The following is a 23,292-nucleotide window of genomic DNA, read 5'->3' as shown; positions in this document are numbered from 1 at the left end:
ATCATATGAAAACAAATAGTTACTTATATTTTAACGGAAATTGTAAAGAAGCAATGAGCTTTTATGCGGATATTTTAGGAGGAGATATTACAATGCTAATACAGTTTAATGAAGCTCCTGAGTCTAAAAATTTCCCTAAAGAAATATCAGATTTAACAATGCATTCTACTTTAGAAATTGGTGATATGGCAATTCAAGCATCTGATTTTTTTAGTACTACAGAAAGTTTTAATGCAGGTACTAATTTTGCAATTAGTTTAAATTTTGAAGATGAAGATGAGGTGGTAACTATTTTTAATGGATTATCTGAAGGTGGAGAGATAATAAAACCTTTAGAAGAATCTTTTTGGGGAGGTAAGTCAGGAGTACTACAAGATCAATTTAGTATTCGATGGATGTTATCTTTAGAAGAATAAAAATATTGATTTATTATTACAAATAAAAAGAACGCAAGATTTAAATCTTGCGTTCTTTTTATTTGTAAAATATCTTTATAAAAAACTAGTTTATTATAATTTTATCAATAGTAGTTGTAGATTTACATCTGGTAACATGTAAGTCAATATTCTTTAAACTGTCTTTACCGCTAATAAAATATTCAGGGCAAGGTTTTAAACGCGCTTTACTTTTTCCAAAATCAACATCGCCATTTTTTAAAATAGTCGCAATTGTAGCGCTGTCAATTTTAGTGTTTTCTAAAACTTGTTGTGCATTTTTTGAAAATAAGCGTTCTCTAACTCTAATTGTTTTTAAGGTACGAGCATCCATTCCATAATCAAAAGAAACATCTTTACCTTTCCAAATAAAAAATACGACTAAAGAACCGAAACCTAATCCTATTGCGTAATATCCAAAACGTTTTAATAATTGCATAGTAAATTTTTGTGATAGCAAAAGTACGTAAAATCAGCTTATAAAATTAATAAATTAATATCTCTATAAGGTATGTCAAACCAATCAGCTACCGTTCTGTTTGTTAAAATTCCATGATATAAATACATACCATTTCGTAAACTTTTATCAAAACGAGCAGCATTTTCAAATCCGCCTTCTTCAGCAATATTTAATAAATAAGGAGTAAAAATATTACTAATTGAAACTGAAGCAGTACGAGCATATCTTGATGGAATATTTGGTACACAGTAATGAATAACACCATGTTGTGTAAAAGTAGGTTTGCTGTGTGTTGTAATTTTTGAAGTTTCAAAACATCCACCACGGTCAATACTAACATCAACAATAACAGCACCATCTTTCATTTGCTCTATCATTTGTTCTGTAACTATTACAGGAGAACGATCTTTCCCTCTAAGTCCACTAATAACAACATCACATCTCATTAATGCTTTGAGTAATGTTTTGGGTTGAATAGTAGAGGTATAAATAGGTGATTGTACACTATGTTGTAGTTTTCTTAGCTTTGTAATTGAATTATCAAATACTTTAACACGGGCACCTAATCCGATTGCTGCTCTAGCAGCAAACTCTCCAACGCTACCTGCGCCTAAAATAACAACATCGGTAGGAGGCACGCCGCTAATATTACCAAATAAAAGTCCATTACCACCATTTGACGTAGTCATTAATTCAGAGGCAATATGTATTGAAGCAATTCCTGCAATTTCACTTAACGATTTTACAATAGGAAAAATACCGTGTTCATCTTCTATATAATCAAAAGCAACTGCGGTAATTCTTTTTTTAGCTAAGGCTTTAAAATATTTTTTATCGCGTGTTTTCAGTTGTAATGCTGATATTAAAATTGCTTGCTGATTTAACATGTTAATTTCATCTAAAGATGGCGGTGCTACTTTTAACACAATAGTACAAGCAAAAGCTTCTTTAATATTGTATGCTATTTTTGCACCTGCTTCAGAATATTCACTATCACTATAATTAGCACCTTCTCCTGCACCTGTTTCAACAACAACCCGATGACCATGAGCTACTAAAGCAGAAACAGCATCGGGAGATAAACTAATTCGTTTTTCTTCAAAATGAGTTTCTTTAGGTAAACCGATAAATAATTCCCCTTTTTGCCTTTTTATTTCAAGCATTTCAGGTTGTGGCATTAACTGTTCTTTGGTGAAGGGGGAGATATTACTCATTATAATTTATTAGTTTTTAATTGAATATTACGTTGACCATTTTCTAATAGAATGATGTTTATAGCAACAGCATCTAAAGGTAATAAATTTTTAACATTTTCTGACCATTCAATTAAGCACCAATTATTACTATAAAGATACTCTTCAATTCCCATATCGTATGCTTCTTCTTCATCTTCGATTCGGTAGAAATCAAAATGATACACAATATCATTGTTTTTTGTCTGATATTCGTTTACTAACGAAAAAGTAGGAGAGTGTGCAACGTCTTCAATACCTAATTTTTTACAGATTTCTTTTATTAAAGTAGTTTTACCAACGCCCATTTCACCATTAAAAAGTAACACTTTATGAGGTGCGTTTTTTATAATTTCTTCTGCTATTTGAGGCAATTCGTTTAAAGAATAATTTTTGTTCATTTTGCAAAAATAAAAAACTGTTAAATAGTATTGTTATTAAGTTTTAAAATTTGTAGAAAAATAATTTGAAGCAATTTCCCGCTTTCCGCACTCGCTTTTTTTGTTTGAAAAAAACAAAAAAGAGCTCAAACAATTGCTTCAATCGGGGCTAGGCATTTGTACTAAATTTCTGTAATTTTTTTATCAAAATAAAATCGATTTAAATAAATTATTTAGGACTGTAAATTGCACAGGGAATAATTACTTCTTCTAAAGATATTCCACCATGTTGATACGTATTTCTAAAATATTTAACAAAATGATTATAATTATTAGGATAAGCAAAAAATAAATCTTCTTTTGCAAAAATAAACGGGCTATTTATGGCTACACTAGGTAAGAAAATATCTTTAGGATTTTCAACTGCAAACACATCTTTTTTCTCGTAGCTTAAACTTTTACCTGTTTTATAGCGTAAGTTAGAACTAATGTTTTTATCACCAACAACTTTCGTAGGATTTTTAGAATTAATCGTTCCATGATCGGTGGTAATAATTAGTTTTTGTCCTAATTTTTGCGCTTTCTGAATAATTTCATATAAAGGAGAATTTTTAAACCAACTAACTGTTAACGATCTGTATGCTTTATCATCACCAGCAAGTTCTTTTATAACTTCCATTTCTGTTTTAGCATGCGATAACATATCTACAAAATTATAAACAACAACTGTTAAATCGTTTTCTTTTGTACCGTTATAATTATCTGCTAATTCTTTTCCGCTTTTAAGCGATATAATTTTATAATACTCGTGTTTAATATTTAAGTTTAATCTTTTTATTTGAGCATCTAAAAAATCAGGTTCGTATAAATTTTTACCACCTTCATCAGTATCATTTTTCCATAAGTTAGGATACTTTTTTTCCATTTCTAAGGGCATTAATCCTGAGAAAATGGCATTTCGTGCATATTGCGTAGCTGTAGGTAAAATACTATAATAAGAATGTTCTTCTTCTTTTTTATAATAATTATTAATAAAAGGTTCTAAAACTCGATACTGGTCATATCTAAGGTTATCTAAAACAACAAGTAATACGCCTTTATCTTTTGAAAGTTCAGGAACTACAAAATCTTTAAATAAAGTATGAGAAAAAGTAGGCTTATCATAAGAAGTAAGCCAATCCTGATATTTTTTTTTGATAAATTTAAAAAAATGCGAATTTGCTTCTGATTTTTGAGATTCTAATATTTCTAACATTCCTGTGTCATTAATATTTTCTAACTCTAATTCCCAATGAACTAATTTTTTATATAAATTAACCCATTCTTCATGCGAATTTACCATGGCTAAATCCATAGAAATTTTTCTAAATTCTTGTTGATAACTAGAGGTTGTTTTTTCTGAAATTAATCGAGAATGATCTAAGTTCTTCTTTAAACTTAACAATATTTGATTCGGATTTACAGGTTTTATTAAATAATCGGCAATTTTAGATCCAATTGCTTCTTCCATAATATATTCTTCTTCGCTTTTGGTAATCATAACCACAGGAAGATTTGCATCTTTTTGTTTGATTAAAGCTAAGGTTTCTAATCCTGTTATTCCAGGCATATTTTCATCTAAAAAAACAATATCAAAATTGTGTTCTTCTACTAAATCAATAGCATCTGCACCATTTGTCGACTTAGTTACCGAGTAATTTTTTTTTTCTAAAAATAAAATATGCGGTTTTAATAAATCGATTTCATCATCTACCCAAAGTATCTCTATGTTTTTCATATAATTTTATATTTTACTTTAAAAATAACGTTTAAAAACGCATTTGTTGTATTTATAATAGCTAAAAATAAGTTAATAAAGCCTTTGTTTATTTGGTTTTGTTGATAAATAATGATTATTTTGTTAGAAATTGAACTATTTATAGATTTTGAAAAATAGAAAAACAAATAAATTAAAGATTATAAACGATCCTATTTACGGATTTATAACCATTCCAAATTCTTTAATATTTGATATAATTGAGCATCCTTATTTTCAAAGATTACGACGAGTTACTCAAATGGGATTATCTAATATGGTATATCCTGGAGCAAATCATACTCGTTTTCATCATGCAATTGGCTGTATGCATTTAATGCAAAAAGCGGTACAAGTATTAAGAAATAAGGATATTGATATTTCAGATGAAGAAGCAAATGCCTTATATGTAGCTATTTTATTACATGATATTGGTCATGGTGCTTTTTCACATGCTTTAGAACATAGTATTGTAAGTGGTGTTTCTCATGAGGAAATTTCATTGAAATTTATGCATGCTTTAAATAAAGAGTTTAATGGTCAATTAAGTTTAGCTATTGAAATATTTGAAGGAAAATATCATCGAAAATTTTTATATCAATTAATATCAAGTCAATTAGATATTGATCGTTTAGATTACTTGAAAAGAGATAGTTTTTATACAGGAGTTACTGAAGGAAATATTTCTTCGGATCGTTTAATAGCGATGATGAATGTTGTTAAAGATCAATTAGTAATCGAAGAAAAAGGAATTTATTCTGTTGAACAATTTATTATTGCTCGTCGTTTAATGTATTGGCAAGTATATTTACATAAAACGGGTTTGGTTGCCGAAAATACTTTAGTAAATGTTTTAAAAAGAGCAAAAGAACTAGTAACAAAAGGTGTTGAATTGCCAGCAGGAAAAGCATTAAAATATTTTTTATATAATCCTATTTCTGAAGATAATTTTACAGATACGACTTTAAAAATATTTGCTGAATTAGATGATTATGATGTGATGTCGGCAATAAAAGAATGGGTACATCATGAAGATTTTGTGCTTTCATCTTTAGCAAAAATGATTATTCATCGAAATTTATTTAAAATTGAAATTCAGAACGAACCTTTTGAAGAAACTTATATTAATAAAATTTATAAAAAAGTTACAGAAAATAGCATCATAAAAACTGCTGATTTAAGTTATTTCGTTTTATCAAATAAAATTAAACATCAGGCATATAACACTAATGAACCGATTAAAATTTACACCAAAAAAGGAAAATTAAAAGACATCGCTAAGGCGTCAGATCAATTAAATTTAAGAGCTTTAACAAAGCCTGTCATTAAATATTACTTATGTTATCCTAAAAAAACACAATTAGTTTAATTGTTAAACAGGTCTGATAAGATGTAATTAAACAAAAATAATTACTTTTGCAAGCAATGAAATTTACAGCAAAACAAATAGCAGAAATTTTAGAAGGAGAAATTGTTGGTAATCCCGACGTTGAGGTTTCTAAATTATCTAAAATAGAAGAAGGAACAAAAGGGTCATTAACTTTTTTATCTAATCCGAAATATAATAATTATATATATTCAACAGCAGCTTCTGTAGCTATTGTGAATACTACTTTTCAATTAGAAAAAGAAACGGAAACAACTTTAATTAAAGTTGCAGATGCCTATGGTGCTTTTTCTAAATTATTAGAATTTTACAACGAAGTTAAAAATAATAAACAAGGACGTGAAAATCCACACTTTATTGCTGAATCTGCTTCTATAGGAGAAAAAGAGTATATTGGTGCTTTCGCGTATATTGGAGAGAATGTTGTGTTGGGTAAAAATGTGAAAATTTATCCAAACTCATACATAGGTGATAATACGAAAATAGGCGATAATACAACTATTTTTGCAGGTGTTAAAATTTATTCAGAAACTGAGATAGGAATGAATTGTAAAATTCATTCAGGTTGTGTTATTGGTTCAGATGGTTTTGGATTTGCACCAACAGAAGATGGGGATTACAAAACGATACCTCAAATTGGAAATGTTATTATAGAAGATAATGTAGATATCGGTGCTAATTCAACTATTGATAGAGCGACTTTAGGGGCAACAATTATTAGAAAAGGAGTAAAGTTAGATAACCAAATTCAAGTTGCTCATAATGTAGAAATCGGTGAAAATACCGTAATTGCTTCTCAAACAGGTATTGCAGGTTCTGCAAAAATCGGTAAAAACTGTATGATTGGTGGTCAGGTTGGTATTGTGGGACATATTACTATTGGTAATAATGTAAGAATACAAGCAAAATCTGGTATTGGTAAGAGTTTAAAAGATAAAGATATTGTACAAGGAGCGCCAGCTTTTGGATATTCTGATTATAGTAAATCGTACGTTTACTTTAAGAATTTACCAAAGTTAGCATCTAAAATAGATAAAATAGAAAAAGAGTTAAATGCTCAAAAAATAAAAAATGAGTAAGCAACAAAGAACAATACAGAATGAAATTACATTAACTGGTGTAGGATTACATACAGGTAATGACGTAACAATGGTATTTAAACCAGCTCCTGCAAATCATGGGTTTGCTTTTACAAGAGTTGACTTAGAAGGAGCGCCAACAATTCAGGCTAAAGCAGAATATGTAACTAATACGCAAAGAGGTACAAACTTTGAGCATAAAGGTGTACAAATTCAAACATCAGAGCACGTTTTAGCGGCAGCTGTTGGTCTAGATATTGATAATTTAATAATTGAAATAAATGCTTCTGAGCCTCCTATTATGGATGGTTCTTCAAAGTTTTTTATCAAAGCATTAGAAGAAGCTGGAATCGTAGAGCAAGACGCTGACATTGATGAGTATGTGGTAAAAGAAATTATATCATATAAAGATGAAGAGACAGGTAGTGAAATTATTTTAATGCCTTCTGATGAATATCAAATAACTACCATGGTAGATTTTGGTACTCAAGTTCTAGGTACTCAAAATGCTACTTTAAATACCATTTCTGATTTTAAAGAAGAAATTTCGGAAGCAAGAACTTTTAGTTTCTTACATGAAATTGAAATGTTATTAGATAACGATTTAATTAAAGGTGGAGATTTAAATAATGCTATTGTATATGTTGATAAAGAATTATCAGAAAGTACTACGGAAAAATTAAAGAAAGCTTTTAATAAAACTGATATAAAAATACAATCTAATGGGATTTTAGATAATCTAGAATTACATTGGGCTAATGAAGCTGCTCGTCATAAATTATTAGATGTAATTGGTGATTTAGCATTAGTTGGTACTCGTATAAGAGGTAAAATTATAGCTAATAAACCAGGGCATTCAATTAATACAGCTTTTGCTAAGAAATTAGCAAAAATGATAAAGTTAGAGAAGCGTAATTATGTTCCTCAGTATGACTTGAATAAGAAGCCATTAATGGATATTCATCAAATAATGGACATCTTACCTCATAGACCACCATTTTTATTGATAGATCGTATTTTAGAGCTATCGGATACGCATGTTGTAGGTATGAAAAATGTTACAATGAATGAACCTTTTTTTACAGGTCATTTTCCAGGAGCACCCGTAATGCCAGGAGTTTTACAAGTAGAAGCAATGGCACAATGTGGTGGTGTTTTAGTATTAAACACCGTACCAGATCCTGAAAATTATTTAACTTATTTCATGAAAATGGATAATGTTAAATTTAAACAAAAAGTGCTTCCAGGAGATACTTTAACTTTTAAATGTGAATTAATAACTCCTATCAGAAGAGGTATTTGTCATATGAAAGCTTTTGGATATGCAAATAACAAAGTGGTTGTAGAGGCCGAATTAATGGCTCAAATAGCCAAAAAACAGTAAAATATGAATCAACCACTAGCATACGTACATCCGCAAGCAAAAATTGCTAGAAATGTAGTAATAGAACCATTTACAACTATACATTCAAATGTAGAAATTGGTTCAGGAACTTGGATAGGTTCTAATGTTACTATTATGGAAGGTGCACGTATAGGTAAAAATTGTAGAATTTTTCCAGGTTCAGTAATTTCAGCAATTCCTCAAGATTTAAAATTTAACGATGAAGAAACAACTGTTGTTATTGGAGATAATGTTACCATAAGAGAATGTGTTACCATAAACAGAGGTACTTCTGATAGAATGAAAACTGTTATTGGAGACAATTGTTTAATAATGGCATACTGTCATGTTGCTCATGACTGTTTAGTTGGAAAAAACTGTATTTTTTCTAATAATACTACTTTAGCAGGGCATGTTACTGTGGGTGATAATGTTGTATTAGCAGGTATGGTTGCTGTACATCAATTTGTATCAGTAGGTAATCATGCATTTGTAACAGGTGGTTCTTTAGTTCGTAAAGATGTGCCTCCTTATGTAAAAGCAGCACGTGAACCTTTATCATATGTAGGTATAAACTCTGTAGGTTTACGAAGAAGAGGATATACTATTGATAAAATAAGAGAAATTCAAGATATATTTAGAATTTTATTCCAACAAAACTATAATAATACTCAAGCAATAGATATTATTGAAGCCGAAATGGAAGCAACATCAGAACGAGATGAAATTATTCAGTTCATAAAAAACTCTAATAGAGGAATTATGAAAGGATATTTTAAATCAAATTAATAAATAACTATTTTAAACTGTTTATATTAAGTTATAAAAAGTATTAAAAATTAAATTTAAATAAATGGCAACTACATCAGATATTAAAAATGGATTATGCATGAAATATAACAACGATATATATAAAGTTGTTGAATTTTTACATGTAAAACCAGGAAAAGGACCAGCATTTGTAAGAACAAAATTAAAAAGTGTAACTAATGGTAAAGTAGTTGATAATACTTTTCCTTCAGGAAGAAAAATTGACGATGTTAGAGTAGAAACTCATAAGTTTCAATACCTATATAAAGAAGGAGAAACTTTTCATTTTATGAATCAAGAAGATTATTCTCAAATTACTTTAGAAAAAAGTGCTTTAGATGCACCTGAATTAATGAAGGAAGGAGAGGTAGTTACAATCATTATCAATTCTGAAGATGATATGCCTTTATCTGTAGATATGCCAGCAAGTGTAATTTTAGAAGTTACACATACTGAACCAGGTATCAAAGGTAATACCGCTACAAATGCTACAAAACCAGCTACGGTTGAATCTGGAGCAATTGTAAATGTGCCATTATTTATCAACGAAGGTGATAAAATTAAGGTAGAAACAACTAAAGGAACATATCAAGAACGTGTTAAAGAATAAATATATTCCCGCTTCGGCGGGAATTTCTTTTTATAATGAAATTTAAAAATACACAAACCTTAGTACAAATAGCTACCTTATTAGAGGTAGAATTTGTTGGTGATGAAAATTTTCCTGTAAAAGGAATTAATGAAATTCATGTAGTCGAAGATGGAGATATTGTTTTTGTTGACCATCCTAAATATTATGATAAAGCATTAAATTCGAAGGCAACAACAGTTTTAATCAATAAAAAAGTTGATTGTCCTGAAGGAAAAACATTATTGATTTCTGATGATCCGTTTAGAGATTTTAATAAAATTACTAAACATTTTAATCCATTTATAGCATCTAAAGAAAGTATTTCTGAAAGTGCTATTATAGGAGAAGGAACTGTTATTCAACCAAATGTTTTTATTGGTGATGATGTTCTTATCGGTAAAAATTGCTTGATTCATCCTAATGTTACTATTTATAGTAATACTATAATTGGTAATAATGTTACAATTCATGCAAATACTGTTTTAGGAGCTGATGCTTTTTATTATAAAAATAGAGTTGAAGGCTTTGATAAGTTATTATCAGGAGGAAAAGTTGTTTTAGAAGATAATGTCGATTTAGGAGCTTCTTGTACCATAGACAAAGGTGTTACTGGAAATACGACTATTGGAGCAGGAACAAAAATAGACAATCAAGTACATGTTGGACATGATACCGTTATTGGTAAAAAATGTTTAATCGCATCTCAAACAGGTATTGCAGGTTGTGTTATTATTGAAGATGAGGTAACTATTTGGGGGCAAGTAGGTACAAACAGCGGAATTACAATAGGTAAAGGTGCTGTAATACTTGGTCAAACAGGTGTTACGAAATCAGTAGAAGGCGGTAAATCGTATTTTGGAACACCTGTTTCAGAATCGAGAAGTAAGCTAAAAGAATTAGCAGAAATAAAACGCTTTTTAAAAGAACAAAAAAAGAAATAAAAGTTTCACAAATCAATTACAAAAAACTATTTTTGTAAAGCTTAATAAATAAAAATATACCAATGAGTGTTTTAGTAAATAAAGATTCAAAAATTATAGTTCAAGGTTTTACAGGAAGTGAAGGTACTTTTCACGCTGGTCAAATGATCGATTACGGAACAAACGTCGTAGGAGGTGTAACACCAGGTAAAGGAGGACAAGAGCACATAGGTAAACCAGTTTTTAATACAGTTGACGAAGCTGTACAAAAAGTAGGAGCAGATACTTCTATTATTTTTGTACCACCAGCATTTGCTGCTGATGCTATTATGGAATCTGCTGAAGCAGGAATTAAAGTAATCATTTGTATTACTGAAGGAATTCCTACAGCTGATATGGTAAAAGTAAAGTCTTATATCGATCAATTAGAAGGATGTACTTTAGTAGGTCCTAACTGTCCAGGAGTAATTACTCCAGATGAGGCTAAAGTTGGTATTATGCCAGGTTTTATCTTCAAAAAAGGAAAAATTGGAATCGTTTCTAAGTCAGGTACTTTAACTTATGAAGCTGCTGATCAGGTTGTAAAACAAGGATATGGTATAACTACTGCAATCGGTATTGGTGGAGATCCAATTATTGGAACTACAACAAAAGAAGCTGTTGAGTTATTAATGAACGATGATGAAACAGAAGCAATCGTTATGATTGGTGAAATCGGTGGTAACTTAGAAGCTGAAGCTGCTCGTTGGATTAAAGCAGATGGTAACCGTAAACCAGTTATTGGTTTTATCGCAGGTCAAACTGCACCAGCTGGTAGAACAATGGGACATGCAGGTGCAATTGTTGGAGGTGATGATGATACAGCTCAAGCAAAAATGAAAATTTTAGCTGAAAATGGTGTACACGTTGTTGATTCTCCAGCTAAAATTGGAGAAATGGTAGCGAAAGTATTAAAAAACGTTTTAGCATAGTTTTTTAAACTAAGTATAACATTATTACATATAAAAAAACCGTTGAATTTTAAATTCAACGGTTTTTTTTGTTTACTACACTACCGTCATGCTGAATTTATTTCAGCATCGCATCAATAGGAGAACTGCGGCAAATCAGAATACGAACCTGAACTAAATTTAGGTTGACGGATTCTTGTTTTCTACTATTTTTAAAAATAATTTACTCCGTTATAGCATCTGATTTTTTATAAATATCTTTTAATTCTTCTATGGTTTCTTCGGATGGATTCTCCCATAAACCTCTTTGAATTGCCTCTAACATACGTTCTGACATATCTTTTAAAGCCCAAGGATTATGCTCTTCAATAAAAGCTTTATTATCATCATCAAATAAATATTTTTCTGTAATCTGCTGATACATAAAATCTTCAATTAAATTAGTTGTAGCATCATAAGCAAATAAATAATCCATGGTAGCAGCCATTTCAAAAGCACCTTTATAGCCATGTTCTTGCATACCTTGCATCCATTTTGGGTTGACAACTCGAGAGCGAAAAATTTTTAATAATTCTTCTTTTAAAGATTTTACCTTCGGATTATCAGGGCGAGAATGATCACCAAAATAAGTTTCAGGTTGTACTCCTTTTATGGTATTTACGGCAGCCGTCATTCCTCCTTGAAACTGATAATAATCATCAGAATCTAAAATATCATGTTCTCTATTATCTTGATTTTGCATGACAACTTCAATATTCGCTAATCGTTTTTTAAAGGTTTCATGTGCCGATTTTCCGCTGTTATTTTTCCCATGATATGCGTAACCACTCCAATTAATATAAGCATTTGCTAAATCATCCGAAGTAGTCCAGTTTTTTCCATCAATTAAACCTTGTAAACCTGCTCCATAAGCTCCTGGTTTCGAACCAAAAACTCGATATAAAGCTCTTTCATTGGCTTGTTTTTCATCTAAACCTTCTTGTTTCCATTGTTGTTTTTCTTGATCAAAACGTTTTTTTATAGGATTTTGTTCCGCAGTTTCATCCAAAGAAGCTACTTTTTCAATAGCCGAATTAAATAGCGAAATTAAATCAGGAAAAGCATCTCTGAAAAAACCAGAAATACGTAACATTACATCAACTCGAGGTCTTTTTAATTCTAAAGTAGAAAGTACTTTAAAATCTTTAACTCTTCGATTACTTCCTTGCCAAACGGGTTTTACGCCAATTAATGCCAAAGCTTGTGCAATATCATCGCCACTAGTTCGCATGGTAGAAGTTCCCCAAACCGATAAACCGATAGAAGTAGGATATTCTCCATTTTCTTGTAAATAGCGATCAATAATATTTTGCGCACTTTTTTGCCCTATTTGATACGCAGTTTCAGACGGAACAGTTCGCACATCAACAGAATAAAAATTTCTTCCCGTAGGTAAAATATCGATGCGTCCTCTTGTTGGCGCACCAGAACCTCCCGCAGGAATATATTGTCCGTTTAAGCCTTTTATTAAATGTGTAATTTCATTACTTGTTTTGTGTAAAACAGGTAATGTATGTTGTTTTATATAGGTTATTATTTGTTTTGTATAATCGCCAATATTTTCAATTTCTTTGTTGTTTAATAAATTATTGATGATATTTTTGGCTTTATTTTCTAATAATTCGACAGCTTGCCCGAAAGTTCGACAATGAATCCCGAAAATTTCTTTGTCAAAAATATCAGAATAAACAACATTTATAGGGTTAAAATTAAGTTGTAAATCTTCGGATAAACATTGTGTAATTCCTTTTAAATTTCCTTGTGGCAAGCGATGTAAGGCAACAATTAAATCAACTAATTTTTCTTGTCTTGGTAATTTTCCTAAAATATGTAAACCACCTCTAATTTGAGATTCTTTTAATTCACATAAATAACCGTCAATAACTTCTAATAAAGCATCAATATCTTTTCCATCTTGATTTAAATCTGATTTAAGATGCGTTTCATTTACTAAGTTTTCAATTTTAGTTTTAATCAGCGAAGCACGTTTTCTATCTACTAAAGCCGATTCATAAAATTCATCAATTAAAAGTTCTAGTTTTAGTAAATCGCCATAATTTTCAGCCCGTGTCATTGGCGGAATTAAATGGTCTAATATAATGGCTTGATTTCTTCTTTTGGCTTGAGTTCCTTCGCCAGGATCATTAATAATAAAAGGATAAAAATGAGGAATTGCTCCTAAAATTGCAGCAGGAAAACAAGTTTCTTTACTTAAAGCCACACTTTTACCAGGAAGCCATTCTAAATTTCCATGTTTACCAATATGCACTAAAGCATCAGCATTAAAGCTGTGTTGCAACCAAATATAATACGCCAAATAAGCAGGCGGTGGCGGTAAATCAGGAGAATGATAACTGGCTTGTAAATCTAAATTATAACCTCTACTTGGCTGAATACTAACAAATATATTATCAGAAATAAACCCAGGAATTAAAAAATAACCGTTTTGATAATTGGGCGATTTTTCAGGATTCCCCCATTGTTTTTCTACTTTTTCACGAAGTTCTACGGATAATTGATTATAGTATTTATAAAAAATAGTGGCATCTAATTTTATAGTTTTTCGTTCGTTTAGGCTGTTTATTGTTTCTAAATCGTTTGTTACAGCGTTTGTTAATTTGTCTATAAGTTCATTTGTTGTTGTAGGAAAATCATCTGATAAGCTGTAATTTTCTTCGGATAAATGAGCTAATATTTGCAAGGTACTTTGTGGAGTATCTAAACCAACACCATTTGCTAAACGACTATTTTTATTCGGATAATTAGGTAAAACTAAGGCAATTTTTTTATCTGAATTATTTTTATTTTGAAGATTTATCCATGCTTTTGACATTTTTGCAACAAATTCGCAACCTTCAATATTTGGAACATAAGAAACAACTTCAGAATCTGTTAAAACATCTTTTTCTATGGATTCTTTAAAGGAAATAACTTTTGATATAATTTTTCCATCCACCTCAGGTAGGGCTATATTCATGGCAATATCAGTAGGAGGTAAGCCAAAATCACCTTCTAACCAACTTTCTTTATTACAACTTCCCATGATTGCCTGAATAACAGGCACGTTAAAAACATCAAACAAACTTTGTGTGGTATCATGAAATCCTTGCACACTAAACCCTGTCGTATTGATAATAATCTGAGGTTTTTCTATGTGATGTAATTTTAATAAGTCAAAAATTTGTTGTTGAATATCTTGCTCACGATATCCCGCGGCCATTAAGGTTACAGCTGAAATACCTTCAGATTCTAAGGCATCAATAATACTATGAATAGGCGCTAAATTATTAGATAAATAATAACTTCTATAACCAAAAATGACGGCTTGCTTTTTTGATGTGTTAGGTAATTTCGTATTGTAAATTCCTTCTTTAGGATGATATAAAAATAAATCAGGAATCGTTTTAATAGCATTCGGAATTACTTTTGTATCGGTAATTCGATTGCTAATTAATTGCAATGCCGATTGACAATTTTCAATACCACCAGATTGAATATATTTCCAAATAATATCCACATCTTTTAACGGAATATTTGACGATTGCATCAACTCTAAATCGGGTTTGTTATCACCAGGTAAAAACAGTAACTGAATATTATTTTCTTCACAACATTCAGTTACAGCTTCACATAAATAATTGTAATATGCTTTTCCGCCTAAAAGTTTAAGTACCACAATTTTTGCAGTTGAAATTACTTCATCAACATAGGTGTCAATTGTTAATTCTTGCTTAAAATAACTAAGATTGGCAAACCTAAAAGAAGGTGTTTTTTCTACAGAATTATGTATTAATTTGTAGGCATTATTCATCATAAATAAATCGGAATCTGCGGAAGATAAAAAAATAATATCTCCTGGAGATTGATCGATGTAAAAGACTCCTTCATCATTAGGATTCCAGCCTCCTGGTATGGTAGAAATTAAATGCACAGTTTTAGTTTTTTTAGACAGATTACAATTAGATATTGTTATTTAATAAAGAAATCATTTCTTTAGATGGGTTTTTCCAACCTAATTGTTTAAAAGGGGTTTTGTTTAATTTATTTGTCATTTCTCTGATTACAGAAGAATTAAAAATAGAATATTCATATTTAAAATAATTTAGCTTATCAATATTATAATTAAGAATACCAATACTTTTTCTGTTATTATTTGTTGAATTAAATGCTATTTTACCAATTTTTGAAGAGATTACTTCATAATCAATCGCTATTTTTTCAAATAATAATTGCTGATGTAAATTGTCAATAAATAATGTATCAAGATTATTAATATCTTTCACAGAGAAACGAGGAATTATTACTGAAAAAAAAGTCTTAGAATTAACAAAAAGAATACACTTTTTTTTAGCAATATAAAAAACATTAGCATTCCAACTTCCAAGGTCATTTTCATAAATTAAAGCCTTGTCTTCAATTTTTTTATGGATTATTTTCTCTAGTTTTTTTGTTGTGAAAATATTTGTCATCTGTTAATGTGCGTGAGAATGTCCGTGACTATGAACATGAGTAATCACTTCGTTATTTTTAGTTAGTTCAATATTTTTACCAATAACAACTAAACTTGTTTTTCGTTTTTCATTATCACCCCAAAGTCTTTCAAAATAATAATCGAAACGAGAACCTACACCTTGTAAAACCATACGCATTGGCTTGTTCGGAATATTTACAAAACCTTTAATTCTATAAATTTCGTGTTGTTCTGTAAGTACTTTTAAATCTTTTACTAAAGCTTTAATGTCAGCAGTTTCAGAATATTCTAATAAAATTGTTTTAATATCATCGTTATGGTGATGATGATTTCCAGATTTATGATGCTCTTCATGAATAGAATGACGATTCTCTAAATCATCTTCGGCAGAAGCTCCGACACCTAATAATAAGGTATTATCTAATTCACCATTTATAACAGGAACAATTTTAGTATTTGGTCTTGCTTTATCTATAATTACTTTAGTAACTTCTTCAAATTTTTCATCATCAATTAAATCTCTTTTACTAACTAAAACTAAATCGGCACAAGCTAATTGATCTAAAAATAACTCTTCAATAGGTGTTTCATGATCTAAAGAATCATCTGCTAAACGTTGTTTTTGCACACGTTCTCTATCGCATATTTCGCCAGTTGCAATTCCTACAGCATCAACTACAGTAATAACTGCATCAATAGTAATATGAGGTTTTAAGTCTGGCCAGTTTACGGCTTTTACTAAAGGTTTAGGCATTGATAAACCTGATGTTTCAATAACAATATGGTCAATTTCATCTTTACGCTCTAGTAATTGTAACATCGATGGTAAAAATTCTTCTTGAACCGTACAACAGATACATCCGTTAGGTAATTGAATTAAGTTACAACCATCATCATCACATTCTGATGATGCAATTAATTGTCCATCTACATCAACTTCACCAAATTCATTGACTAAAACAGCGATGCGTTTTCCATTGGCATTTTTTAACATATTATGTACTAAGGTTGTTTTTCCTACGCCTAAAAATCCTGTAACTATGGTAATTGGTATTTTCTTATTCATTTTTTTTAATTTTGTTTGATGAGTTTTTTAATGTATTATTTAGTCGCTGCTTTCTTCTTTCTTTTGTATAAAAATAGATTCCATTTTTCTTCAGCAACACCGTGTTTATCCATTTCGGCTCTTGCCATGGTGAAAAATAAATCAGACATTCTGTTTACATAACTCATAATATAATCGTGTACACATTCAGGATCTTCTTGCATTAAGGTAACTAATTGTCGTTCACCTCTTCTCATTTGTGTTCTACAAACGTGGCAAAGTGCCGATATTTCATTTCCTCCAGGCAATAAAAAATAATCAGAAGGAGAACTGATATTTTCTTCCATTTCATCCATCCAAACTTCACAGAAATCAGCACCATCTTTAGGTTCAGGATTTGGATTTATTTTTTTAGAATCTGACGGACGTGCTAAATGCGACATCATATTCATCATATCTTTTTGAATACGGTGTAAATTTGGTTGCCATTCGTGGTCGTTTCCTAGTTTAGAACGCATCAATCCTATGGTAGAATTTACTTCGTCTAAAGTTCCGATACATTCAATTCTTACTGAGTTTTTAAACTCTCTTTTTCCTCCAAAAACGCCAGTTGTACCTTTGTCTCCTTTTCTTGTGTAAATTTTCATATAGTATTATTTATTTCGTTAATCAATTGTAAAAGTATTTCTGATGTACCAAAATAATGATGTACATAAGAAGCCATTACTTTATTTTTTTTATAAATTTTAGTAGTAGTATTCCCATCTCTAGCATTTGTAATTGTTGCGTTGATAGGTATTTCAGTATCGTTTATTAAGCTCGAATAATGAAATTCGTGTCCTTTAAAAATATGATTATTAAGTTTAGAAGTTCGATATCCTAAATGCAATTTTTTATCAGCAATTGTTGCATCAAAATCAAAAATTCCTACCATTTTAAAAGCGGTATTATTTTCTGATATAATCATTTTTCCTAAGTACATCATTCCGCCACATTCTGCATAAATTTGCCCGTTATTTTCTGCGAATTTTTTAATACTAGCAAGCATTTTTGTATTAGAAGATAATTCTTTTAAATACGATTCAGGATATCCTCCAGCAAAATATATAAAATCGCAATCAGGAATTTCAGCATCTTTTATAGGACTGAAAAATTCAACAGTTCCTAATGTTTTCATTGCCGAAATATTTTGAGGATACATAAAATTAAAAGCTTCATCTTTAGCTATTGCAAATTTTATTTTTTTAGGCTGAATTATTTTTTCTGATGAAACACTTACTTGTTTAATTTCTTTGGAAGCTTTTAAAATAGCTTTCCAATCGATTGTTTTTTCTAGTTCATCGGCAATTTGATTGATAACAGTATCAAATTTTTCAATTTCTTGAATATTCAAACCTAAATGTCTCGAAGGAATTTCGATGTTTTTTAAATTTGATAAATAACCAAAACAGTGTACGTTAATATCATCACAAGCTTCTTTTAACATCGTATAATGTCTTTCAGAACCAACACGATTAAAAACAACGCCCATTATTTGAACTTCTTTATCAAAATTAACAAAACCCTGAATTAGTGGTGCAACAGAATATGCAACCGCTTTGGCATCAATCACCATTAAAACGGGTGTTTTTAGCTTTTTAGCCATTTCGGCGGTACTTCCTTTGTCTTTTTTTGCGCCATCGAATAAGCCCATAACACCTTCAATACAGTTAATTTCTGCATCTTTTCCGTAAAAATGTAAGTTGTTATTTATGTCATTTTGAGGCATCATAAATAAATCTAAATTTACACCAACTTTGTTACAAGCCAATTGATGAAATTTTGGGTCGATATAATCAGGACCAACTTTAAAAGGTTGAACAACGTAATTTTTTCGTTTGAATAAACGTAATAATCCTAAGGTAAGTGTTGTTTTACCTGCATTACTACTCGGGGCTGATATGATGAGTTGTTTGGTCAAAAAAATAAAATTTATAGGTTTTCAGTAATTAAAATTTCATAATTAGCATTAATGCTGTTTGCAAGTTCTTTGGCTTCTCCAATTTTTACAATTCCTTTTTCGGCATCAATAATTTGTGTTTTATCAATTCCTTTGCAATAGGTTTGAAAAGATAATACGGTATCTTCTAAATTATTTTCTGCGTTTAATTTTCCATCAGTAATAATATGAAGATTATGATTAAAATCGATATTAGAACAATTTCTTTTTATCAATTTAAAACCTGCATTTAAATTTGTTTTTCCGCCTGTTTTAAGATTTTTTAACGCTATTTCAACATCAGCTAAAATTGGAGTTTGATTTAAAATTAATTCTGCATCTCCATCAAATAACGAAATAATAGAAAATTGTGTATTTTGATTTTTAGAATTTTCGGCTATTTTATGTACGCTTCCTTTTGCATACGCAATAATTTGATTTTTTAACATAGAACCGCTAGAATCTATTAAAAAAATATGATGCTGTTTTAAAAGTGTACTTTTTCGTTTGGTTTTTAAGTCGAATTTATCGGTGGCTAAATATTGTCCGACTGTTTTTTTTGTATCTGTTATTGTGATATTTCCTGTTGAATTTTTAACTGAATGAACACCATTTTCTTGAGTGTTTTTAGTACTTTTTTTTTGCTTATGAAATTTATTCTTCGGAATTAAAAGCGCTACTTTTTCTTCTTTTGATACGTTTGTTTCAGAAGGATTTTCAGGCGGTTGTTCGTCTTTGTTTTCAGGTGAATTATCAGGCGGATTTTGTTGATTAGGCGCATCATTATTTAAACTTCGATGATTTAACACGAAATCGGCAATAGTATCTACGTCTTTTTTTGTGATTTCTGAAGTATTTTGATAAGCCGTAAAAGCTCTAGCAGTTTTTACTAATAAAATATCGGCACGGAGTCCTTCTACTTGATGTAAAACTGCTAATTCACTACAATATTCTATAATTTCATCGGTTATTTTTATCGATAATAAAACCTCTTTTGCCTTGATTATTTGTTTAGCGATTGTAGCATCTTTACTTTTATAAGCATCGATAAAAGCGATAGGTGAATCATCAAACAAAAAACGTTGTTTAATTATTTTTTGACGAATTTTTACATCCGTAGGTGTTGTAATATGTACACTTAAACCAAAACGATCTTTTAGTTGTGGTCTTAAACTTCCTTCTTCAGGATTCATAGAACCGACTAAGCAAAATCTACTTTTAAAAGAACGAGAAATACCTTCTCTTTCTAAAAAATAACTTCCAGAAGCAGCGGCATCTAATAAAATATCAGTAAGATAATCTTGTAATAAATTAACTTCATCAACATACAAAATACCTTGATGTGCTTGTGCCATTAATCCCAGGTTAACAACTTCTTTTTTAGCATTTATCAATTGCTCTAAATCGATACTTCCAAGAAGTCTATCTTCAGAAACACCAATAGGTAAATTAACAAAAGGGTGTTTTTGTTGATTTTCCATTAGGCTAGTTAACGAACGTATTAAAGTGGTTTTTCCTGTTCCTTTATCGCCGATGGCTAATACGCCGCCAATAAGCGGATCGACCAAATTTAAAATTAAGGCTAATTTAAAATTATCTTGTCCAACGATTGCCGAAAAAGGGAAGTGGTGTTGTTTTTTATTTTCCATTATAAAGCCGAAATACTATTATACAACCATACAAGTCCGATAATTGCCGATGCAACTCCTGCAACACCGTTCATCCATTTAAAAATAGCTAAGTTTCGTTCTAAAAAACGACTCATTACATAAATTAAAACATAACTATAAACACCCATTGCTACAATAATTCCTAAAGATTCTACAGCAAGAATAAGAATTGCTTCACTTACGGTATCGCTACTTAAAACTAATGCGGAAGTTAGTGCGCCACCTGTACCTGCTAAACCGTGTAACATTCCAATCCAAAATGATTTATTCATCGGATTTACAGCAATTTCTTCGCCTTTAGTTCCGTGTAAATGTATCGGATTAGAAAGGTCGTGTTCGTGAGCTTCAATTTTTTTATGGTTTTTAACCATCTCATTAATTTGATGATTTCTTTTGATGGCTACAATTCCTAGCCAAATCATAATAGGACCAACGGCAAATTCTGCATAAAAAGAAATATCATGTATAAATAAAGTCGCCATACTTTTAAAAAGCAGTGCAAATCCTCCGAAAAGTAATAAAGTTACAGAGTGCCCAAATGCCCATTGTGATGCTTTAAAAACAGTTTTAAAGCTCACTTTTTGTTTATTGATAGCATTTTCAGTAGCTAAAACTGAAACTGCGGTTACATGGTCAGGCTCAAAAGAATGTAAAATTCCCGCCATTAAAGGTCTAACTAAAGATACTATTGTCATTTTTTAATATATTTAATAAGTGTTCCGTTTTTGTGAATTAGGTAAATATTTAAGTCTACATGTTTAATTTTTGTATGCGTATGTTGGTAACAATGCGCCAATAATAATTGAAAAAATGGCGAGTTTTGTTCAAACTCAAATAACTCAATTAACCGCCCAGCCATGTTTAATTCTTTAATTTTATCAGCATCGTAAAAACCAACTTCTTTCGCTAATTTTACTACAAAATCTTTATTCCAGCTAGACACACAACTATGTGTATCAGTAATTCCGCCAGCTAATTTTACTGCTTTTCCTAGCATAATTCCAATGCTAACTTTTTTTATAGCACATTGATTTACTTTCGTAAGTGTTTCACCAATCCAGTTTCCATAATGAATAAAAGCATATTCGGGTAAATGACTAAATTTATCAGATAAAAACTTTTCACTTCTTGCGCCTGAATTAATTACTAATTCGGAAATATTATTTGCAATAGCAACATCAATTCCTTGCTCAATACTTGCAATATATGATGATGATGAATATGGTTTTACAATTCCTGTTGTTCCTAAAATAGATAATCCATTCATAATTCCAACACGTTCATTAAGCGTACGCTTGGCTAATTTTTTTCCATCGACAACATAAACAGTAACCGAAACACCACATTCTAAATCGTAATCATGTAACAGTTTTTGAATTGCACTGCTTATCATTTTTCTAGGAACAGGATTAATTGCAGGTTCTCCAATTGCTAATTCTAAACCTTTAAGAGTAACTGTTCCAACGCCTTCTCCCGCAAAAAACTGAATACCTTTTTTTTGAGTTAATTTTAAAACACAACCTATTTCAGCACCATTTGTAACATCAGGATCATCTCCAGCATCTTTAATAACCGAACATTTAGCCGTGTTTTGGGTAAATTCACAATGATGAATAGGGATTTCTATTATTTTATCAATCGGCAAATGAACTTTTACGGTAGTATTTTTTTTCTGATGAATAATTGCCATCAATCCAGATTTTGCCGCAGCGGTTGCACAAGTTCCTGTTGTAAACCCATCTCGTAAAGGTCCTTTTGGAATTTCTCTTAAACTCATGTTTTTGAGTTTTTTAGAGTAGCTAATTCTTTAATTAGTTCAATTTCATTAAAAACTATTTTAAAATACTTCGGAATTTCGGGTTGTTTGATAATTATTATTTGTGTGTCAGTTTTTAATGCTGTTTCAATTTTAGTGTTTAAAAAACCGCTGCTTCCTGTTTCTTTAGTTAAAATAATATCAATTTTATTTTTTTTGATAATCGAAATTTCTTTTTCTAAATCAGAAGAAGGAAATTCTAAAATTAATTGATTTTTAGGGAAATTACTTTTAGTTGCAATTGCTAAAGATTCAGGTCTGTTTAAAATTCTAAAATAAGTGGTATTTTTTAGCCACCAAGGTTTCAGTTTTTTAATAGATTGAACACCTGTTAATGCCAATACTATTTTTTCTGAGGATAATAAATTCAAAGCATCATCATAATTATTTACGTAAAATATTGATGGATTTATGGTTTTTGAAAGTAATTTTCTTCCAAAACGCATTACAGGAATTTGCAAACTTTCGGCAACTTTTGCAATAGTTTTGTGTAAAATTTCAGCAAAAGGGTGCGAGGCATTTATAATAGTCTGTATTTTATTTTTGATTAGATAATTTTCTAAATCTTTTTCCGTTAACGCACCATATCTGTAACTGGCAATTTGAGTTTCTTTAAAAGAGATACTTGTTTTTGTTGAATATACAAAAGGCATAGCTTCGCTTTGAAGCAAGGCTGCTACTTTTTTACCTTCTGTTGTTCCTCCAAATACAAGTATCATTTTTATCTTTTTTTATTTTACTTACTAAATTCCATATTAAAAATAGTATAGAATCCGTCAACCTGAATTTATTTCAGGTTCTCATTATGATT

The 23,292-nt window shown here is 30.2% G+C and carries 21 protein-coding genes; 8 read left to right on the top strand and 13 right to left on the bottom strand.

Going from position 1 to position 23,292, the window contains the following annotated elements:
• Positions 1–5 precede the first annotated feature (5 nt).
• The gene (locus AB0T67_RS02795; protein ID WP_369219054.1) at positions 6–416 is read left to right on the top strand and encodes a VOC family protein; all 411 of its coding nucleotides are present in this window, start codon (positions 6–8) and stop codon (positions 414–416) included.
• 85 nt (positions 417–501) lie between these two features.
• On the opposite strand, the gene AB0T67_RS02790 is transcribed toward AB0T67_RS02795, so the two are convergent.
• The 4 genes from AB0T67_RS02790 to porX form a co-directional block, all read right to left on the bottom strand.
• On the bottom strand, positions 502–873 hold the full coding sequence (locus AB0T67_RS02790; protein ID WP_369219053.1) for a DUF4258 domain-containing protein: 372 nt from the start codon (positions 871–873) through the stop codon (positions 502–504).
• Positions 874–911: 38 nt separating this feature from the next.
• Positions 912–2,108 (bottom strand): alanine dehydrogenase, encoded by a 1,197-nt coding sequence (locus AB0T67_RS02785; protein WP_369219052.1) that lies wholly within the window; start codon positions 2,106–2,108, stop codon positions 912–914.
• Positions 2,108–2,527 (bottom strand): tRNA (adenosine(37)-N6)-threonylcarbamoyltransferase complex ATPase subunit type 1 TsaE, encoded by a 420-nt coding sequence (tsaE, locus tag AB0T67_RS02780; protein ID WP_369219051.1) that lies wholly within the window; start codon positions 2,525–2,527, stop codon positions 2,108–2,110. Before tsaE ends, AB0T67_RS02785 begins: the two co-directional genes overlap by 1 nt.
• 208 nt (positions 2,528–2,735) lie before the next feature.
• A complete protein-coding gene (porX, locus tag AB0T67_RS02775; protein ID WP_369219050.1) occupies positions 2,736–4,283 on the bottom strand; it encodes a T9SS response regulator signal transducer PorX in 1,548 nt (515 codons plus the stop codon).
• A 148-nt stretch (positions 4,284–4,431) separates the two neighbouring features.
• On the opposite strand from porX, the gene AB0T67_RS02770 reads away from it, so the two are divergent.
• The 7 genes from AB0T67_RS02770 to sucD all read left to right on the top strand — a co-directional run bounded on the left by AB0T67_RS02770 (position 4,432) and on the right by sucD (position 11,483).
• Positions 4,432–5,670 carry an HD domain-containing protein gene (locus AB0T67_RS02770; protein ID WP_369219049.1) on the top strand — a complete coding sequence of 413 codons (1,239 nt, stop codon included), beginning with the start codon at positions 4,432–4,434 and terminating at the stop codon, positions 5,668–5,670.
• A 56-nt stretch (positions 5,671–5,726) separates the two neighbouring features.
• Complete coding sequence (gene lpxD, locus AB0T67_RS02765) at positions 5,727–6,767, top strand: UDP-3-O-(3-hydroxymyristoyl)glucosamine N-acyltransferase (protein ID WP_271231906.1); 1,041 nt, start codon at positions 5,727–5,729, stop codon at positions 6,765–6,767.
• A complete protein-coding gene (locus AB0T67_RS02760) occupies positions 6,760–8,151 on the top strand; it encodes a bifunctional UDP-3-O-[3-hydroxymyristoyl] N-acetylglucosamine deacetylase/3-hydroxyacyl-ACP dehydratase (RefSeq protein WP_369219048.1) in 1,392 nt (463 codons plus the stop codon). The genes lpxD (AB0T67_RS02765) and AB0T67_RS02760 overlap by 8 nt, the downstream gene beginning before the upstream one ends.
• Positions 8,152–8,154: 3 nt before the next feature.
• Positions 8,155–8,940, top strand: coding sequence for an acyl-ACP--UDP-N-acetylglucosamine O-acyltransferase (lpxA, locus tag AB0T67_RS02755; RefSeq protein WP_271231907.1), 786 nt, complete (start codon positions 8,155–8,157; stop codon positions 8,938–8,940).
• 64 nt (positions 8,941–9,004) lie between these two features.
• Positions 9,005–9,571, top strand: coding sequence for an elongation factor P (gene efp, locus AB0T67_RS02750; protein WP_369219047.1), 567 nt, complete (start codon positions 9,005–9,007; stop codon positions 9,569–9,571).
• Positions 9,572–9,606: 35 nt separating this feature from the next.
• A complete protein-coding gene (gene lpxD, locus AB0T67_RS02745) occupies positions 9,607–10,533 on the top strand; it encodes a UDP-3-O-(3-hydroxymyristoyl)glucosamine N-acyltransferase (RefSeq protein WP_369219046.1) in 927 nt (308 codons plus the stop codon).
• A gap of 62 nt (positions 10,534–10,595) precedes the next feature.
• Positions 10,596–11,483, top strand: a complete 888-nt coding sequence (gene sucD, locus AB0T67_RS02740) for a succinate--CoA ligase subunit alpha (protein WP_271231910.1) — start codon at positions 10,596–10,598, stop codon at positions 11,481–11,483.
• A 202-nt stretch (positions 11,484–11,685) separates the two neighbouring features.
• On the opposite strand, the gene cobN is transcribed toward sucD, so the two are convergent.
• The 9 genes from cobN to AB0T67_RS02695 are packed head-to-tail and all read right to left on the bottom strand — an operon-like array spanning position 11,686 to position 23,200.
• The gene (cobN, locus tag AB0T67_RS02735) at positions 11,686–15,432 is read right to left on the bottom strand and encodes a cobaltochelatase subunit CobN (protein WP_369219045.1); all 3,747 of its coding nucleotides are present in this window, start codon (positions 15,430–15,432) and stop codon (positions 11,686–11,688) included.
• Positions 15,433–15,460: 28 nt separating this feature from the next.
• A complete protein-coding gene (locus AB0T67_RS02730) occupies positions 15,461–15,970 on the bottom strand; it encodes a DUF6933 domain-containing protein (protein ID WP_101907207.1) in 510 nt (169 codons plus the stop codon).
• Between the two features lie 3 nt (positions 15,971–15,973).
• Positions 15,974–17,038 carry a cobalamin biosynthesis protein CobW gene (gene cobW, locus AB0T67_RS02725; RefSeq protein ID WP_369219044.1) on the bottom strand — a complete coding sequence of 355 codons (1,065 nt, stop codon included), beginning with the start codon at positions 17,036–17,038 and terminating at the stop codon, positions 15,974–15,976.
• Positions 17,039–17,073: 35 nt separating this feature from the next.
• On the bottom strand, positions 17,074–17,664 hold the full coding sequence (locus tag AB0T67_RS02720) for a cob(I)yrinic acid a,c-diamide adenosyltransferase (protein ID WP_369219043.1): 591 nt from the start codon (positions 17,662–17,664) through the stop codon (positions 17,074–17,076).
• The gene (locus tag AB0T67_RS02715; protein WP_369219042.1) at positions 17,661–18,977 is read right to left on the bottom strand and encodes a cobyrinate a,c-diamide synthase; all 1,317 of its coding nucleotides are present in this window, start codon (positions 18,975–18,977) and stop codon (positions 17,661–17,663) included. The genes AB0T67_RS02720 and AB0T67_RS02715 overlap by 4 nt, the downstream gene beginning before the upstream one ends.
• An 11-nt stretch (positions 18,978–18,988) precedes the next feature.
• The gene (locus tag AB0T67_RS02710; RefSeq protein ID WP_369219041.1) at positions 18,989–20,644 is read right to left on the bottom strand and encodes an AAA family ATPase; all 1,656 of its coding nucleotides are present in this window, start codon (positions 20,642–20,644) and stop codon (positions 18,989–18,991) included.
• Positions 20,644–21,360 carry a hypothetical protein gene (locus AB0T67_RS02705; protein WP_369219040.1) on the bottom strand — a complete coding sequence of 239 codons (717 nt, stop codon included), beginning with the start codon at positions 21,358–21,360 and terminating at the stop codon, positions 20,644–20,646. The genes AB0T67_RS02710 and AB0T67_RS02705 overlap by 1 nt, the downstream gene beginning before the upstream one ends.
• A complete protein-coding gene (gene cbiD / locus AB0T67_RS02700) occupies positions 21,357–22,442 on the bottom strand; it encodes a cobalt-precorrin-5B (C(1))-methyltransferase CbiD (RefSeq protein ID WP_369219039.1) in 1,086 nt (361 codons plus the stop codon). The genes AB0T67_RS02705 and cbiD overlap by 4 nt, the downstream gene beginning before the upstream one ends.
• A complete protein-coding gene (locus AB0T67_RS02695) occupies positions 22,439–23,200 on the bottom strand; it encodes a precorrin-6A/cobalt-precorrin-6A reductase (RefSeq protein WP_369219038.1) in 762 nt (253 codons plus the stop codon). The genes cbiD and AB0T67_RS02695 overlap by 4 nt, the downstream gene beginning before the upstream one ends.
• Positions 23,201–23,292: the final 92 nt, after the last annotated feature.

This window comes from Tenacibaculum salmonis (assembly GCF_041053065.1).
Classification (GTDB): domain Bacteria; phylum Bacteroidota; class Bacteroidia; order Flavobacteriales; family Flavobacteriaceae; genus Polaribacter; species Polaribacter pacificus_A.
This window is presented reverse-complemented; position numbering and strand designations above follow the sequence as displayed.

Excerpts from the sequence above, each read along its gene's own strand:
- AB0T67_RS02785 (WP_369219052.1), bottom strand. The coding sequence starts at position 2,108 with ATGAGTAATATCTCCCCCTTCACCAAAGAACAGTTAATGCCACAACCT.
- porX (WP_369219050.1), bottom strand. The coding sequence starts at position 4,283 with ATGAAAAACATAGAGATACTTTGGGTAGATGATGAAATCGATTTATTA.
- cbiD (WP_369219039.1), bottom strand. The coding sequence starts at position 22,442 with ATGAGTTTAAGAGAAATTCCAAAAGGACCTTTACGAGATGGGTTTACA.
- lpxD (WP_369219046.1), top strand. The coding sequence starts at position 9,607 with ATGAAATTTAAAAATACACAAACCTTAGTACAAATAGCTACCTTATTA.
- AB0T67_RS02720 (WP_369219043.1), bottom strand. The coding sequence starts at position 17,664 with ATGAAAATTTACACAAGAAAAGGAGACAAAGGTACAACTGGCGTTTTT.
- AB0T67_RS02695 (WP_369219038.1), bottom strand. The coding sequence starts at position 23,200 with ATGATACTTGTATTTGGAGGAACAACAGAAGGTAAAAAAGTAGCAGCC.
- sucD (WP_271231910.1), top strand. The coding sequence starts at position 10,596 with ATGAGTGTTTTAGTAAATAAAGATTCAAAAATTATAGTTCAAGGTTTT.
- AB0T67_RS02760 (WP_369219048.1), top strand. The coding sequence starts at position 6,760 with ATGAGTAAGCAACAAAGAACAATACAGAATGAAATTACATTAACTGGT.
- lpxA (WP_271231907.1), top strand. The coding sequence starts at position 8,155 with ATGAATCAACCACTAGCATACGTACATCCGCAAGCAAAAATTGCTAGA.
- lpxD (WP_271231906.1), top strand. The coding sequence starts at position 5,727 with ATGAAATTTACAGCAAAACAAATAGCAGAAATTTTAGAAGGAGAAATT.
- AB0T67_RS02710 (WP_369219041.1), bottom strand. The coding sequence starts at position 20,644 with ATGGAAAATAAAAAACAACACCACTTCCCTTTTTCGGCAATCGTTGGA.
- efp (WP_369219047.1), top strand. The coding sequence starts at position 9,005 with ATGGCAACTACATCAGATATTAAAAATGGATTATGCATGAAATATAAC.
- tsaE (WP_369219051.1), bottom strand. The coding sequence starts at position 2,527 with ATGAACAAAAATTATTCTTTAAACGAATTGCCTCAAATAGCAGAAGAA.
- AB0T67_RS02795 (WP_369219054.1), top strand. The coding sequence starts at position 6 with ATGAAAACAAATAGTTACTTATATTTTAACGGAAATTGTAAAGAAGCA.
- AB0T67_RS02730 (WP_101907207.1), bottom strand. The coding sequence starts at position 15,970 with ATGACAAATATTTTCACAACAAAAAAACTAGAGAAAATAATCCATAAA.
- AB0T67_RS02790 (WP_369219053.1), bottom strand. The coding sequence starts at position 873 with ATGCAATTATTAAAACGTTTTGGATATTACGCAATAGGATTAGGTTTC.
- AB0T67_RS02705 (WP_369219040.1), bottom strand. The coding sequence starts at position 21,360 with ATGACAATAGTATCTTTAGTTAGACCTTTAATGGCGGGAATTTTACAT.
- cobW (WP_369219044.1), bottom strand. The coding sequence starts at position 17,038 with ATGAATAAGAAAATACCAATTACCATAGTTACAGGATTTTTAGGCGTA.